The sequence below is a fragment of the Arachidicoccus sp. BS20 genome, from assembly GCF_001659705.1.
Taxonomy (GTDB): domain Bacteria; phylum Bacteroidota; class Bacteroidia; order Chitinophagales; family Chitinophagaceae; genus Arachidicoccus.
Genome location: NZ_CP015971.1, coordinates 2592954 through 2608126, shown reverse-complemented (window position 1 = coordinate 2608126; position 15173 = coordinate 2592954). Strand labels below are relative to the sequence as shown.

Here is a 15173-nt window from a genome sequence, read left to right as displayed (position 1 = left end):
TGTCTTTATTGGACTTCAATCACTAATTTTGAACGATTCATAAAAATTATATATGCAAAAAATAGGGATACTTGGCGGTGGGCAGTTGGGCAGAATGTTGTTGCAGGCTTCGGCAAATTATGTAGTGGAAACTTATGTGTTGGAGAATGATGAAAACTGTCCTGCGGCGCATCTTTGTCATCACTTCGTGAAGGGCGATATTCGCAATTATGATGATGTCGTAAATTTCGGCAAAGGCTTGGATGCCATTACCATCGAAATCGAATCGGTAAATGTAGATGCGCTGGAAACGTTGGAACAGCAAGGCGTGCGCGTATATCCGAAGCCTTCGGCTATCCGCACCATTAAAAATAAAATTGTACAGAAAGAGTTTTATAAAAGCAATGGAATTCCATCGCCCGAGTTTATTGTTACAAACAGCAAAGAAGAATTAGCAAAACAGGAAGGTTTTTTACCTGCCGTTCACAAGCTCGGCGAAGGCGGCTACGATGGCAAAGGCGTAGAAGTAATTCGCTCGAAAGCCGATATTGACAGAGGTTTTGATGCACCTGCCGTTTTGGAAAAAATGATAGAAATACAAAAAGAAATTGCCGTAATTGTTGCCAAAAGCGATAGTGGGGACCTCGCCGTTTTCCCGGCAACGGAAATGCTGTTTGACTCCAAGTTAAACCTATTGGACTTTCAGATTTCGCCGGCACGCATCGGGGAGCAGATTTTGTGGAAAGCCGAAGCTATGGCACAAAAAGTAGTGGAAGGCTTGCAAAGTCCGGGACTGTTTGCCGTGGAGCTTTTTGTAGACAGGAGTAATGATGTGTGGGTAAATGAAACTGCGCCGCGTGTACACAATAGCGGACATCATACTATTGAAGCAAACTATTGCAGCCAGTACGATATGCTTTGGCGAATTATGCTGCAATATCCTTTGGGAAATACCAAACCGATTATTCCGTCATCCATTGTAAACATTCTTGGTGCGGATGGGTTTTCCGGCGAAGCCAAATACGAAGGCTTGGACGAAGTGTTGAAAATGGACAACGTGTTTTTGCATCTTTACGGAAAAACACATACCAAACCGGGACGTAAAATGGGACATGTAACCATTCTCAGCAACGAGCCGCAGGAACTTATTTTCAAAGCGAATAAAATCAAGAATATACTGAAAGTGATTGCGTAAAACAAAAAGCCCCTGCCGTTTCGTTTAAACGGCAGGGGCTTTTTGTTTTATAATGAGTTTAAAAATTTCAGCAGTGCAGCTCTATCGCTTTTTGAAAGCTGCACAAAATTATCTCTTGCTTTTTGTGCTTCGCCGCCGTGCCAAAGAATGGCTTCTGTAATTGTTCTTGCGCGACCGTCGTGCAAATAATATGGTGTTCCGTTTGTTTTCCCAAACAGTCCAATTCCCCACAAAGGCATGGTGCGCCATTCATTTCCTGTTGCCAGATAATCGGGTCTTCCATCGGCTAAACCGTCGCCCATATCATGCAGCAACAAATCGGTATAAGGATGAATTAATTGGTTGCTCAACATTGGTAAACGAACATCTACGCCCGTTCTCACGCTCGGCAAGTGGCAATTTGCACAACCGGTTTGTTTAAATATTCTTTCGCCATGCAAGCATACACTATCGTTCACATTTCTGCGTGCAGGCACAGCAAGTGTGCGTGCGTAGAAAACTGTTGCGTTTAAAAGACTGTCTGTTATTTCCGGGTCATCACTTAGACCATCGTATTGCGGTTGTTCATAAGAACTTTCTTGTGGGAAAATGGAACTTGTAATACCCATATCTTGCTGAAATGCAGATGCTACCTGAATTTGAACGGTTGGCGTATTGGATTTCAAGCCGAATCTGCCCAGTTCTGTTTTATTGGTTACCGGGTTGTACACATAGTTTGCCTTGCCGCTGATACCGTCTCCGTTGGCGTCGTTGGGGTCGGCATTGGCAAGAATGGTTGTTTCGGGAATGAGTTCCAGCAGTCCAAGTCCGAATACAGGTGGCGCCAGCCTTATAGAAATCATATACCCTGCGGGCAATGCCGTGTACGGACTTGTAACGGTGTATGTGGGCTTTCTTAAAGATGCTGTTTCTCCGTCCGGAAATGTGAATGGAATTTCTGTGTAACTGATGTTTACTTTTACTTCCGGTGCACCATTGTTCGATTTGTCCTGCAACTGCAACCCGAAGCCCGGAGCGGCTAATGGTCCGCCGTGTTCGTCAGTCCCGGGAATACTGATTCGTGTGAGCAAAGATGAAGTTACTGTTCCCAATGTAGGTGTTCCTTTGCCATCATTATGATGACAGGACACACAGGACACATTGTTATAAATGGGTCCAAGTCCGCCGAAATGCGGCGCAGGATTGGACACAAAAGTTTGACTAAAAATATCGTCTCCCACACTATGAACGAAAGCATCCCAAGAGGTTAAGCCATCAATCGCTTCGCCAAATGCTTGCGAATTGGACAAAAATGTTGTAGCTGCTCCGCCTGATAGTTGTGTGTTATAATCCGATTCAGGAAAATTCTGTGCCTTACGGCAGAATGTTCCTGCAAGAATTATCATCCCGATAACGCACATCACATAGAATTTCTTCATCTCGTTTGAATAGTTTTAAAACTTCAAAGAGATTGCCCGACTTGACAGGCAACCTCTTAAATATTGAATCTCATAATTTTCTGAAGGAAAAAAATCAGAAAATTAATTTTTTATGTATTGTTGAATGTATGGAATCAAACCATCTTCAACTGTTGTTTTTAAGGCAGTAATCTGGTCTATTACATTTTGCACAATAGGGCGTTGTGTATAAATTGCCTGTTCAAAAGTATAGTTTCCAAAACCGTCAAAAGCTGCTATTGCATTGGTAAATGCGTTTTTAAGCTGATTGTCCAAATTCTTATTATTTATTTGTACCAATGAACTTAAACTTGTTCCCGTTTTTCCGCCGTAGCTGCAAATGTAGGTGTTATAGGCACCTTGTATATTGTTTTTAAAATCGATAATGGAATTGTGAGAATAAGGCGATTCTGCTTGTGTAGAGTCTGCGTCGGCTTGTGTGTTGCCAAATGGTGTAGGCATTTTGGTTTCACCTACTTCGTTACAAATATCAATCAGCGCATTGGCAATTGCTTCTAAAGCATCTTCTTTGCTTGTATAGCGGCTTCCTGTCTGTCCTGCGCCGGTAATTTCGTTGGCAAATCCGCCGGTTGTCCAGCTGCTTTGTAGCGCTTTTGTATTGTTTAAAATATCCTGTGCTAAAGCAGCCATGTAATCTTTTTGTCTTGAAGTATAATCTGCAGGGTCAAATTCCCCCCAAAGCAAGTATTCCAACGGGTGGAATCCGCGCAATGTTAATTCCGCATCAGAGGTTTCCGACTCAAGGTACTCTACATTCAACGTTTGTGTTCCTGCCAAAAGTTGGTTCATCTGGTTTTTATCGGTAGGCCAAGTATCCATATATGGGTCATAGTTATCATCTTCAACAGGTCCAATCAAAAAACCTTCGCTTTGTTCCCAAGTTACACGTACATCGCGCCATGCGTTTTGTGCAGCAGTTTGATTAGCTGCGGTCGGGTTTGCCTTCAAAGTTTGAACAGCGGTGTTTAATGTTGTTGCTTTTGTAACAAAATCGGCGTATAAAGGTTCGCCCAAAACATTCACAAAGTCGCTCAATGCCGCATCTGTGGTTTGCTCAATATTGTTACTTGTATTATTGTTGTTGTTATCGTCTTTTGAGCAAGAGCTAAGTCCTATAAGCACCGTTGCTGATAATAAAATAGCTGATAATAAATTCTTTTTCATTTGTTTCATTTTTTAATTTAAGAATAATAATCCGGGTCGAGTTTTACCAATAAATTCTGATTTTCAATTTTAATTTCCAAATGTTCCAATGGGTCTGTCGCAGGACCTTTAACTACCTCGCCTGTTGTAGAAAAACGGCTGCCGTGCAAGGGACACAAATAACCGTTTCCGGCTTTTGTAAGCGCTTGCCCTGCGTGGGTACACATGAGCAACAAGGCTATATAATTGCCCGACGACTGCTTGATTACCGCTACATCGTAGTTATAATTGCTCACGCGAACGAGCTTAAAATCCGAATTGGCAAAGTCTGCCAAAGGCAATGAAATGCTTCCATTTGCGGGCGTGGCTTTAGACATACTTAGCGCCGGTGTTTTACACGATTCCAGCAAGGAAGACGTGAAGAATGTGCCAAGTGCAATTGCTGCGCAAGAGCCGCAAGCCTTTTTCAAAAAATCTTTTCTGTCCATAATTCATTTTTTTAAAAGGCGTAACCCAAACCGATATTTAAGAATTGATTATTCTGCTGATAAGGCTGTACTACCGACGGCGGATTGATAATCAAGCCCGGGTTTTGCGGACCTGTGTGCGTAAAGCGTACATCGGCTTTAATTACCACATTCGGAATGGGAAAATAATTCAACCCAAAAAGAATATGGTGCTGATTCAATGTTGGGTCAGTAATTCCGTTTTGGGGAATCTTTGAATTCATGTTCAGTCTTTCATATCTTCCGAAAGCGACTAATTGCTTTTTCGTTCCCATGTTGTGTAACAAATCATAACCGACTTCGCCATAAGCGCCATACATCGCTTGAAATATATTGCTCGCATAAGCCGAGTTTACGTTTGCAGCATCGGGATATGAAACATAAGTGCCTAAAGCTTTGAAGGAAAATCCACTGTTATTGTACTGCAAATCCGCTTCGCCCAAATACATCGGCGTACCGAAAGTTCCCGATTTCAATCCCAGGCTGTCTGCCTGATATGCGCCTACGCCCGTAGTTCCGCCTGCATAGCCCGAAACCTGAAACTGAAAATCGCCTAAGTAATATCGTAATGAAGCAGTTAGCGCCAGATTATCGCCTGTTGCCAATTGTCCGTCACTTTGTCCATCGGCGAAACCTGTTCCGTGTGTAAAGTTTCCTGAGTTTAAACCACTTACCAAAGCAATACTATACGACAATGGAAGCGTTGCAGTTTGTCCGTAAAAACCTACGCCTATTTCGCGCCACGTTGTAGGAATAATCAATTGTTCCACCAACGGGCGTTCTGTTCCGTAAAAGTTTACAGGCAAATGATTTTCATTTGTAATGCCGATTCGCGGTACAAACAAACCCGCAACAAGATATTGTCTTGGATTGAGTGTAAATTTTAAAAACGCTTGTTCCATGCCTACTTCGCCTTTGCTTCCGCCGCCTTCAACTTTATCGTTTTCCACTTCAAGTTCAGAGAAGAAAGCGATTTTGCTGTTGAACTGATGACCTACAAAAAGTACGGCACGAGCCAAATTAATCGTAGAATTTTTGTACTTAAAATCATGTTGGTACGTTGCTTCGCCATAACCTGAAATCACTGTCTGCGCGGTTTTCGCATTGCCGCCCGTAAGTAAATCTTCGCCGGAGCTTGCTATCATTTTTTGTGCGGGTGTTAAAATATATCCCTGCGACTTTTTATTCAAAGAGCTTGAATCTGTTCGAGTACTGTCTGTTTGCGCACGAACAGAATAAAATAAACTGCATACAATTCCTATAAGGAATATTTTCTTTATCATAAATCTGCTTTTTTCACAATTTGAAGTGCAAAGCTATTGTGCCAACACTCAAATCATTTACGAAATCGGGAAATTTTTTGACATGAGAGTGTCATTAATGCAAAAAGCCCACGATTCAAATCGTGGGCTTTTTGCATTAATCAATTAAAATTTATTCTGCTTCGGCAATTACTTCTTTTACTTCGGGAATCATACGTTTCATCATGCCTTCGATGCCCGCTTTCAACGTAATCATTGACGATGGGCAACCGCTGCAACTACCTTGCAACATCAGGTTTACAATGCCTTCGTTGTAGCTCTTGTATTGAATGGCGCCGCCATCCATTTCTACTGCGGGACGCACATAATTGTCCAGCAATTCTTTAATTCTTTTTACAATATCATCATCGTCGTGACTGATTTCGTTGGACGATTCAGGAACGATTTTAGAAACCTCATCTTCATTGATAATCGTTGCGCCGCTTTCGAGGTATTCTTTTAAAAATTGTTTTACCTGCGGAATTACATCCTGCCAGTCTTCTACTTCATTCGTTTTTGTAAGGGTTACAAAATTGCTTGCAATGAACACGCTTTTAATGAACGGAAAACTGAACAATTCTTTTGCCAACGGCGAAGGACCCGCTGTGGTCTCATCCTGAAAATCGATGCTTTTGCCGGGATATAATAATTTATTCGCAACAAATTTCATTGTCGCAGGGTTCGGCGTCATTTCCGTATATATGCTTACAATAGGGCTGCCTGTCTTAATCATAACATTCACTTTTAAAGCGCAAAGATACGAGAAACAATTTTTTGAAATGGTAAAAGTTTTGTAATGAAGGCATCGATTTTATCTATTAAAACAGCTTTTCTGTATCTTTATATCAACAAATTCCGGCAGCAATGAAAAAGTTATTGTTGGCAACATTTACGGCATTTATAATTGTATCCTGTTCGTCGGTAAAAAACGCAGCCGACAAAGTAGGGCAACAGGCGAAGCTTGCCCGGCTTGTGCAATCACAGAATTTTATATTTAATGCACGATATGTGATTCCGCAAAGAATGAATATTCTGAATATCATTCCCAATAATGTGGGACAATTACAAAATCTTTCGCCCGGTTATTATCTTTCTGTTTCGCCCGATTCGGTAAAGGCTTATTTGCCATATTTCGGCAGGGCTTACTCAGCGCCGTATTCCACTACCGACAATGGAATAAATATCAATACCAAAGATTTCAAATATTCTTACAAAGCTAACAGAAAAGGTATGTACACGATTTCTATCGATATTCATAATGACAAATACACTCAATCTTTCACGTTGAATGTCGGGAGCAGCAACTATGCTTCGCTGCAAGTGCAAAGCATTAACAGAGATGCGATTTCTTTTTATGGAAGCGTTGAGCAGAAGGAAGATAATATCCAATAAAAAAATCAGCGTTTTTTTAGCAGGATAATGTAAGTAGGAAAGTGGTCGCTGTAACCATTATGAAAAGTATCGCCGTCGTAAGTGCGCAATGGATAGCCTTTGTAGCGTCCCATATTTTCAATCATAAACTCTTTCTTAAATACATGGTTTTGGTAAAAGAAAAAGCCCGTTTGTTTTTTATCGAGCCACGATTGCGACAGCATAATCTGGTCAAATAAACTCCATGCATCCTGATAAGCCAAAGTACCTAAGCCTTTTTTATAAAGCCCAACCCATGGATTATACAATTCGCCTTCGTGCAGGTTCTTCATATCTCCTCCGGCATCCAGGTATTCAGCGATGCTCACATTTACAGGGTCGTCATTCAGGTCGCCCATTAAAATGATTTTATCGTGCGGGTTTTGTTTTAATAATTCGTTTATTTTTTTTCGTGCAACAATTGCAGCGGCAGCTCTTGCGGGTGTAGAACGTTTTTCTCCGCCGTACCTGCTTGGCCAGTGGTTTACCAAAACATCCACACGCTCGCCATTTAAGTAGCCTGTAACCCACAAAATATCGCGTGTATAAAATGCCGTTTTGGAGTCGCGCGGCAGTTGAACAAATAATGGACGGCTGCTTTCAACTTTAAAATATTTAGGATTATAAATTAATGCGACATCTACGCCGCGCGGGTCGCGGGAATCATAATGGATAAACCGGTAATTTCGTTCTGCCAATAAGGGATGATGAATCAAATCGTTCAAAACCGTATCATTTTCAATTTCGGCACAGCCTAAAACAGCAGGTCCGTCAGGATTTATATCGGTTCCTATTTGGGCAATAACGCTTGCAAGATGCTTCACTTTTTCTTTGTAAACGGCAGAGGTGTAAGCCTTTTTTCCATCGGGCAAAAAATCTTCGTCATTGACCATTGTGTTGTTTATTGTATCATAAAAATTTTCCAGATTATAAAATGCAACAATTGCCGTATTGTAGGTTGTTGTTTGAGCATATAACCGGTTGGTAATTATAATGTACGCTACGCATAATAACAGTACGGGTATGGTTCTTTTCATCTGTTTATTTTTTAATTGTTTTTAATGGTCAGGTGGAATTGGCTTCGCCGAACTCCGTTTCGCCAAATAATCATCTCTTTGGGTATGCAAAGTTCTTATGGCTCATTTCATGTGTTTATTTTATTGTCAGAAAGGGTTTGTCAAACAATAAGTATAATGTGCTTGTGACTTACGTCATGGTCAATCTGTTAAATAAAAGTAGTAAAATTTTCTAATATAAAAGAAACTGCATATATTTGTTAATACGAATAACCTAAAAACGCCACTATGAAAAACGTTCTGTTTCTATTGGCATTTCTTTTTTTTGACCGTTCTGTTCAGGCTCAAGATACAACCGACAGCATTCCGCTAAATTCTGATTCGGTTTTGATACAGGATGTGCAAAACAATATGCTGGACAATTTGCCTACGCTTGCTATTGACAATGACGACCTTAACGATAATGGCGGCAGCAGTATTTCGTCTATGCTTACGGCGGGACGTAATCCTTTTCTTTCCGCAGCATCTTTTAACTTTAGCGTGATGCGGTTTAAAATCCGGGGATATGAGAATAGCCGGAATGCGACTTACATCAATGGTTTGGAATTTAACGGATTGGACAACGGCAATACGCCTTTCGGCTTGTGGAGCGGTATGAGCAGTATGATGCGTGCCAGGGAAAATGTGCAGGGTTTGCAGCCGGCAAACTTTGGATTCGGTTCTTTTGGTATGAATACAAATATTGATATGCGCTCCGGAAAGCAATGGCGGGAAACAAATTTAGGATACGCATTTTCTAATAGAAATTATCAGCACCGCCTTAATTTTTCGCACAGTTCCGGTTTTGGTAAAACCGGTTGGGCATACAGCATTGCCGCATTCGCAAGTCTCGCCGGGGAAGGGTATGTTGCGGGAACATACAACAATAGTTTTAGCTTCTACGGTGCATTGGATAAGAAAATCGGGCTGAAAAATACGGTTTCTTTTATCGGTTTTTATGCGCCTTCGGAATACGGGCGGCAAGCCGCTTCGGTACAGGAAGCGATGGATTTGGCAGGAACAAATTTTTATAATCCTTCGTGGGGCTACCAAAACGGCAAAAAGAGAAATGCCAATGTCAATAAATCGCGCCAGCCTGTATTTATTTTATCGCACGAGTTCAAGCCGGATAATCACAGTAACCTGCAAACATCTGTAGGATATTTTTGGGGCAAGCGAAGCTCGTCGGCTTTGGATTGGAATAATGCGCCCGACCCGCGCCCGGATTATTACCGGTATTTGCCAAGCTATTATGCGCAAAGCGACCCGGCGCAGGCTCAAGCGTTGACCGAGGCGATAAAAAACTCCCCGGATTTACTGCAAATCAATTGGCAAAATTTATACAATATCAATCGAAGCAGTTACACCGATTCCGGGCTTCAGTCAAGGTATATTCTTGGCGACAGAGTGGTTGATACGCGGCACTTAATGGCAAGCATCAATTTTACTTCCCGTTTCAGCGATATGATTTCTGTTAATGCAGGAGCAAATTTCGGTTGGCAAAAAAATCATTATTATCAACAGGTGGATGATTTGCTTGGCGGCGATTTTTGGCTGAATGTAAATCAATATGCTTTAAGAGATTTTCCTACCGACAACAGCAAAATTCAATACGACCTTGACCACCCGAACGCACCGAAAAAAGCGGGTGGCCATTATGGTTACGATTACGATTTCACGTACCGGAAAATGGCAGTCTGGTGGCAGACAAAAATCAATCTTAACCGGTTCGACATTTTTTGGGCAAGCGAAATTTCTTATTCGCAATTTTACCGGACTGGTAATGTGCGCACGGGTTTATTTCCCAATGCTTCTCTGGGAAAAAGCGCACCGCAAAAATTTGTAAATAACGCCCAAAAGCTCGGTTTGACTTACAAGCTGAACGGACGCAATTATTTTTTCGCCAATGCAGGGTATTTTACCATTGCCCCCTTTGCGGACAATGCCTATCTATCGCCGCGTACGCGCAACTCTTTGCAGAATGATATAAAAAGCGAAAGTGTAGAAACGGTAGAAGGCGGTTACAGTCTCAACAGTCCATTTATCAGAGCGCACATTGGCGGCTATTTTACTAAGTCGCAAAACGGTATGGATGTTATTTCTTTTTACAGCGACGACGCACAGGCATTCGCCAATTATGCCTTGAATGGAATCAACCGTTTGTACTTCGGCGGCGAATTTGGCTCTGAAATAAAGCTAACACAAACACTTAATTTGAGTGCAGCTGCAGCCGTTGGCAGATACTATTACGATAGCCGTCAAAATGCAACCCTGACTATCGACAACACCGGCGAAGTGAGTGCTACGGAAATTGTTTATTTGAAAAATTACCGCATTCCATCCACGCCGCAAAATGCATATAGCTTGGGACTACGTTACAATTCGCCTAAATACTGGTACGCGGCACTTACAGGAAATTATATGAATAATGATTGGCTGAGCACAGACCCACAAAGACACACGGCTTCTGCGGTTGCAGACGTGAATCCGCAAACCGATGCGGCGGCATTACAGGCAATGCTTGCTCAGGAAAAACTAAAGGGGGTATTTACGTTGGATTTTATGGCAGGATGGAACAAAAGATTAAGACACGTTTTTATTGACCGAAAACCGGTATCCCTCGTGCTGGGCATGGGTGTAAACAATTTGACCGACAATAAAAATATTCGTTCGGGCGGTTACGAACAGCTTCGCAACGACCCGAATGTGGTTCAAAATTTTAATAACGGTATTACCAAGTTCCCGCCAAAATACTATTATGCTTTCGGGCTGAATTATTATTTAAGCATTGCATTTCGGTTTTAAAATAAATAAAATAATCTATATGAAATGAGCCATAAGAATTTTGCATACCCAAAGCGATAGTTATTTTGGCACATTCCATCTGATCATTAAAAAACAATAAAAATAAACAGATGAAAAAGAAATTGTTCCTATTAATTCAAATGTTTGTGATATTGCTTTTTGCAATCATCGGTTTTACAAATTGTAATAAAAAATTTGACGCGCCACCCGAAGAGCCAATCGACTCCCTCCCGGTCAATTTTTCTATTCAGCAATTAAAAGCCCTGCACACAGTTCGAGGTTCGTTCCAAACGATTACGGATGATTATGTAATTTCCGGCATTGTAACGGCAAATGACAGCTCCGGAAATTTTTATAACGAAATTGTGATTCAGGATAATAGCGGAGCTATTCCCGTAAATATTTCCGGTAACAATTTGTACACATCTTATCCTGTCGGGCGAAAAATATTTGTCAGACTGAAAGGGCTTACTTTGGGCGATTACAGCGGTGCAATTCAGTTGGGCGGCGGTATTAATAACAGTAGTACTACGCCGAGAGTGGACGGCATTGCATCCTCATTGGCTGACGAGTATATTGCCAAAGGAAGTTTTAATAATGAGGTAATGCCTGTGCCTGTAACATTGGACCAACTTGCAATAGACGATGCCATGCAAAATCCGTTGCAAAGCCGGTTGGTGGTTTTGGACGGATTTGAATTTCAAAATTCAGACCTCACAAAAACGTATGCAGATTCTTCAAAAACGGCAAGCTACGGTTCTTTTTATTTGAAGACTTGTTCAAGCTCCGATTCGTTGGAATTGTATAATAGCAGTTATGCCTATTTTGCGGATATTAAAGTGCCGCAGGGCAACGGCAGCATTACCGGAATATTTACGCCATACGTAAGTGCGGCTGGCAAAAAATATAAGGAAATTGTTATCCGCGATACATCGGATATACAATTTTACGATACACGATGCGACGGTTATACAGATGCTCCGGGGCAACCAATGACCATTGCACAAATAAGAGCGCTGTACAAAGGAAATAACATTCGGCTCGGCAGCAACTATACGGTTGGCGGCGTGGTAATTTCAGATGCTGCAAGCAAAAATATTTCCTCCGGAAGTTTTGTGCTTCAAAGCGGTAATAGCGGTATTTCAGTATATGCAGGCGGGACAATTAATTATAATATTGGCGATTCTGTGGTATTGGAGCTGACAGCTTCGGATTCATTATTGTCTTATCAGGGGGCGCTGGAATTGAAGCTGCATTACGGTGTAGCTTTGCCGAACGTTGTGGCGAGTGGGAAAGTCATTGCCCCTGTAATTAAAACGATAGAAGAAATAACATCTTCATTAGCAAAACCACTTGGCGATGCAGAAAATATGGAATTTACTTTAGTGCAAATTAATAACGCATCTGTACCAAACAGCACATTCAGCGGCAATAAAACTCTCTCGGATACAAGCGGAAGCATTTCATTATATACTTTGTCTTCGGCAGTCTTCGCCGGCAATACGCTGCCCGAAGGTTATCAAAACTGGATTGGTTATGCACATAATTATAATGCTGCGCCTGAGTTTTCAATCAGAAATACCAATGACATTACGGCGTCTTCCGACAGCAGCGCCACAGTCGGAACAAGCTTTACGGCTACTTATGACTTTAGTGATGTATCTGCAAGCTCCGGTGCCACCGACCCAACGCCGCCGCCTGTTGTAGACGGATTGCATTTTGATAACTTTATTGCAAAAAATGTGAGCGACAACTCTTCTGCATCAGGACGGTTTTCTTTCAAAAGCTGGAGTACGGGCGCTACCAACGGCAGCGACAATTTTACGGGGAGCATAGATACTGCAAAATATTACGAAGTAACCATTACACCTGAAAACGGAAAAACGCTCAGTCTTGCAAATATTACTTTAATTGTTCAGCGCTCCGGAACGGGTGTGCGTCAAATAGCGATACGGGCAAGTATTGATGGTTTTGAAAATAATTTACCGGTTTCCATTAATCCGGAAAACGATAATTTATCCATTGTTGCCGGAAATGTTATTCAGATAAATGATGCCGTAACTACCGCACAAAACGGAACGACTATTAATTTAGGAAACGATTTTTCGAGTATCAATACTGCTGTTACGTTTAGGTTTTACGGCTTTAATGCGGAATCGGGCAGCGGAACTTTTAGTATAGACAATGTAGCGTTTTATGGAAAAACAGAGTAGTACTGCATTTATTTACAAAATTTCGGAAATGCGTTTTGACTTACGATTTTTCATAATTACTTTTGCCACTCAAATCAATTACAAAAACAAATGGTGGACGTTATTCTCGGCTTGCAATGGGGCGACGAAGGAAAAGGAAAAATCGTAGATTATTTCGCACCGGATTATGATATTGTTGCTCGTTTTCAAGGCGGTCCCAATGCCGGACATACACTATATGTAGATGGCAAAAAAGTAGTACTTCATCAGATTCCTTCGGGTATTTTTCATCAGCAGGCGCAAAATATTATTGGCGGCGGCGTAGTACTCGACCCTGTAATTTTAAGAAAAGAATGTGCTACTGTCGAGAGTTTTGGTATTGATGTGAAAAAGAATTTGTTCATTTCCCAAAGAACAAACTTAATTCTTCCTACGCACCGCGCTTTAGACAAGGCTTCCGAATTGCATAAAGGCGAAGGAAAAATAGGCTCTACTTTAAAAGGTATTGGTCCCGCATACATGGATAAAACCGGGCGAAATGCTTTGCGTGTAGGCGATTTATTAAATAAGAATTTTACCTCTCAATACATTAAGCTGCGCCTGAAACATCAGCGCTTGCTGGACAATTTTAATTTCAATGAAGATATTTCCGCGTGGGAAGATGAGTTTTTTGAGGCGATAGAGTTTTTGCGTTCATTCCAGATTATTAACGGAGAATATTTTGTCAACAATAAAATTTCCGAAGGCAAAAAAGTATTGGCAGAGGGCGCACAAGCGGCAATGCTTGATATTGATTTCGGAACTTATCCTTTTGTAACATCGTCCAATACTATTTCCGCGGGTGTTTGCACAGGACTTGGCGTTGCTCCGCAGAAGATTAATAAGGTTTTGGGCGTTACAAAATCTTATTGTACGCGTGTTGGCAGCGGACCTTTTCCTACAGAACTGGAAAATGAAACAGGCGAAGAATTGCGCAAGACCGGCAATGAATTTGGTGCAACTACCGGTCGTCCGCGCCGTTGCGGCTGGATTGATTTGGTTGCGTTGAAATACGCCTGCATGATTAACGGCGTTACCGATGTGGTAATGACCAAAGCTGATGTACTGGATAGTTTTAACGAGCTGAATGTGTGTACTTCTTACAGCATCAACGGAACGGAAACACAGGAAGTTCCTTTGCAAATGGAACGCTTGCCTTTGCAGCCGGTTTATAAATCGTTCAAAGGCTGGAATACAGATACTTCAATTATTTCGGAAGCATCGAAGCTGCCCGATGATATGAAAACTTATATCGGTTTTATCAATGAATATCTGGGCGCTCCGGTAAAATATGTGTCCAATGGTCCTGGAAGAGAGCAAATAATTGAGATGTAGAATCTTGTTTTGCATTTTAAAATAGAATTCTCCTGCGAAACAAACTATATAGATAATTTTTCGGCGGCAAGCCGTGCCGCAGCCTGGCTTGCATCTTTTTTACTGTATCCTTTTGCTTCTGCAACAGATTCGCCGTCAAGAAAAACTGCTATGGTAAAAATACGCCGTTTTCTGTCAACAGTTTCGTCAATGGTCTCAAAACTCAACACTCTGTTGTTTCTGCCCGCCCAACCGATGAGCTTGTTTTTCATATTGATGTCCACCTGCTCCAGGTCATCTACAGATAAGTAAGGGATAATAATATGTTGCAGTACCCAGGTCTTTGTTCTTTCATAGCCTTTGTCAAGATATACTGCACCTATTAAAGCTTCTAATGTGTTGCCGAAAATTTGGCTGTTGCGTAGTCCGGAATCTTCTTTATTAAAAAAAGTAAGCTTTTTTAATCCCATTTTTATGGCAATATCGTTCAACTGTTGCCGATTGACCATTTTGCTTCTCATTTCGGTAAGAAAGCCTTCTTCTTTGTACGGGTATTTTTTAAAAAGATAATCTGCAACCACAGTGCCTAAAACAGCATCGCCCAAATATTCCAGCCGTTCATTATTTTCGGACACATCGTCTTTCACAGAACGATGACTGAACGCCTGCTTATACAAAACCGTGCGACGTGGTTTTACGCCCAGAATTAAATGGAGTTGATTACCGAAAGACGGTTCCTTTAATTTGCCTACAATTTTACTGACTGTTTTTCGCAAA

The 15173-nt window shown here is 41.5% G+C and carries 12 protein-coding genes; 5 read left to right on the top strand and 7 right to left on the bottom strand.

Going from position 1 to position 15173, the window contains the following annotated elements; all coding sequences use genetic code 11:
• The first annotated feature begins 52 nt into the window (after nt 1–52).
• Nucleotides 53–1174: a 5-(carboxyamino)imidazole ribonucleotide synthase gene (locus A9P82_RS11590; RefSeq protein ID WP_066207974.1), complete on the top strand. Its 1122-nt coding sequence runs from the start codon at nt 53–55 to the stop codon at nt 1172–1174.
• Nucleotides 1175–1221: 47 nt separating this feature from the next.
• On the opposite strand, the gene A9P82_RS11585 is transcribed toward A9P82_RS11590, so the two are convergent.
• The 5 genes from A9P82_RS11585 to A9P82_RS11565 form a co-directional block, all read right to left on the bottom strand.
• Nucleotides 1222–2592, bottom strand: a complete 1371-nt coding sequence (locus A9P82_RS11585) for a di-heme oxidoreductase family protein (RefSeq protein WP_197492157.1) — start codon at nt 2590–2592, stop codon at nt 1222–1224.
• 102 nt (nt 2593–2694) lie between these two features.
• Complete coding sequence (locus A9P82_RS11580) at nt 2695–3795, bottom strand: imelysin family protein (RefSeq protein WP_197492156.1); 1101 nt, start codon at nt 3793–3795, stop codon at nt 2695–2697.
• 17 nt (nt 3796–3812) lie between these two features.
• Nucleotides 3813–4262, bottom strand: coding sequence for a QcrA and Rieske domain-containing protein (locus tag A9P82_RS11575; RefSeq protein ID WP_066207971.1), 450 nt, complete (start codon nt 4260–4262; stop codon nt 3813–3815).
• An 11-nt stretch (nt 4263–4273) separates the two neighbouring features.
• Nucleotides 4274–5563, bottom strand: coding sequence for a hypothetical protein (locus A9P82_RS11570; protein WP_066207970.1), 1290 nt, complete (start codon nt 5561–5563; stop codon nt 4274–4276).
• Nucleotides 5564–5714: 151 nt separating this feature from the next.
• The gene (locus tag A9P82_RS11565) at nt 5715–6314 is read right to left on the bottom strand and encodes a NifU family protein (RefSeq protein WP_066207969.1); all 600 of its coding nucleotides are present in this window, start codon (nt 6312–6314) and stop codon (nt 5715–5717) included.
• 131 nt (nt 6315–6445) lie between these two features.
• Between A9P82_RS11565 and A9P82_RS11560 the strand changes: the two genes are divergently transcribed.
• Nucleotides 6446–6973, top strand: coding sequence for a DUF4251 domain-containing protein (locus tag A9P82_RS11560; RefSeq protein WP_066207968.1), 528 nt, complete (start codon nt 6446–6448; stop codon nt 6971–6973).
• Nucleotides 6974–6978: 5 nt separating this feature from the next.
• On the opposite strand, the gene A9P82_RS11555 is transcribed toward A9P82_RS11560, so the two are convergent.
• Nucleotides 6979–8028 carry an endonuclease/exonuclease/phosphatase family protein gene (locus A9P82_RS11555; RefSeq protein WP_066207966.1) on the bottom strand — a complete coding sequence of 350 codons (1050 nt, stop codon included), beginning with the start codon at nt 8026–8028 and terminating at the stop codon, nt 6979–6981.
• A 267-nt stretch (nt 8029–8295) separates the two neighbouring features.
• Between A9P82_RS11555 and A9P82_RS11550 the strand changes: the two genes are divergently transcribed.
• The 3 genes from A9P82_RS11550 to A9P82_RS11540 all read left to right on the top strand — a co-directional run bounded on the left by A9P82_RS11550 (nt 8296) and on the right by A9P82_RS11540 (nt 14417).
• Complete coding sequence (locus A9P82_RS11550; RefSeq protein ID WP_066207964.1) at nt 8296–10851, top strand: TonB-dependent receptor; 2556 nt, start codon at nt 8296–8298, stop codon at nt 10849–10851.
• A gap of 110 nt (nt 10852–10961) precedes the next feature.
• On the top strand, nt 10962–13064 hold the full coding sequence (locus tag A9P82_RS11545) for a DUF5689 domain-containing protein (RefSeq protein ID WP_156522675.1): 2103 nt from the start codon (nt 10962–10964) through the stop codon (nt 13062–13064).
• Nucleotides 13065–13154: 90 nt separating this feature from the next.
• Complete coding sequence (locus A9P82_RS11540) at nt 13155–14417, top strand: adenylosuccinate synthase (RefSeq protein WP_066207960.1); 1263 nt, start codon at nt 13155–13157, stop codon at nt 14415–14417.
• Between the two features lie 44 nt (nt 14418–14461).
• On the opposite strand, the gene rnc is transcribed toward A9P82_RS11540, so the two are convergent.
• On the bottom strand, nt 14462–15172 hold the full coding sequence (gene rnc, locus A9P82_RS11535) for a ribonuclease III (protein WP_066207958.1): 711 nt from the start codon (nt 15170–15172) through the stop codon (nt 14462–14464).
• Nucleotide 15173: the final 1 nt, after the last annotated feature.

What these genes read in the sequence shown, in the direction of transcription:
- A9P82_RS11590 (WP_066207974.1), top strand. Translation starts at nt 53, where the DNA reads ATGCAAAAAATAGGGATACTTGGCGGTGGGCAGTTGGGCAGAATGTTG.
- A9P82_RS11585 (WP_197492157.1), bottom strand. Translation starts at nt 2,592, where the DNA reads ATGAAGAAATTCTATGTGATGTGCGTTATCGGGATGATAATTCTTGCA.
- A9P82_RS11580 (WP_197492156.1), bottom strand. Translation starts at nt 3,795, where the DNA reads ATGAAAAAGAATTTATTATCAGCTATTTTATTATCAGCAACGGTGCTT.
- A9P82_RS11575 (WP_066207971.1), bottom strand. Translation starts at nt 4,262, where the DNA reads ATGGACAGAAAAGATTTTTTGAAAAAGGCTTGCGGCTCTTGCGCAGCA.
- A9P82_RS11570 (WP_066207970.1), bottom strand. Translation starts at nt 5,563, where the DNA reads ATGATAAAGAAAATATTCCTTATAGGAATTGTATGCAGTTTATTTTAT.
- A9P82_RS11565 (WP_066207969.1), bottom strand. Translation starts at nt 6,314, where the DNA reads ATGATTAAGACAGGCAGCCCTATTGTAAGCATATATACGGAAATGACG.
- A9P82_RS11560 (WP_066207968.1), top strand. Translation starts at nt 6,446, where the DNA reads ATGAAAAAGTTATTGTTGGCAACATTTACGGCATTTATAATTGTATCC.
- A9P82_RS11555 (WP_066207966.1), bottom strand. Translation starts at nt 8,028, where the DNA reads ATGAAAAGAACCATACCCGTACTGTTATTATGCGTAGCGTACATTATA.
- A9P82_RS11550 (WP_066207964.1), top strand. Translation starts at nt 8,296, where the DNA reads ATGAAAAACGTTCTGTTTCTATTGGCATTTCTTTTTTTTGACCGTTCT.
- A9P82_RS11545 (WP_156522675.1), top strand. Translation starts at nt 10,962, where the DNA reads ATGAAAAAGAAATTGTTCCTATTAATTCAAATGTTTGTGATATTGCTT.
- A9P82_RS11540 (WP_066207960.1), top strand. Translation starts at nt 13,155, where the DNA reads ATGGTGGACGTTATTCTCGGCTTGCAATGGGGCGACGAAGGAAAAGGA.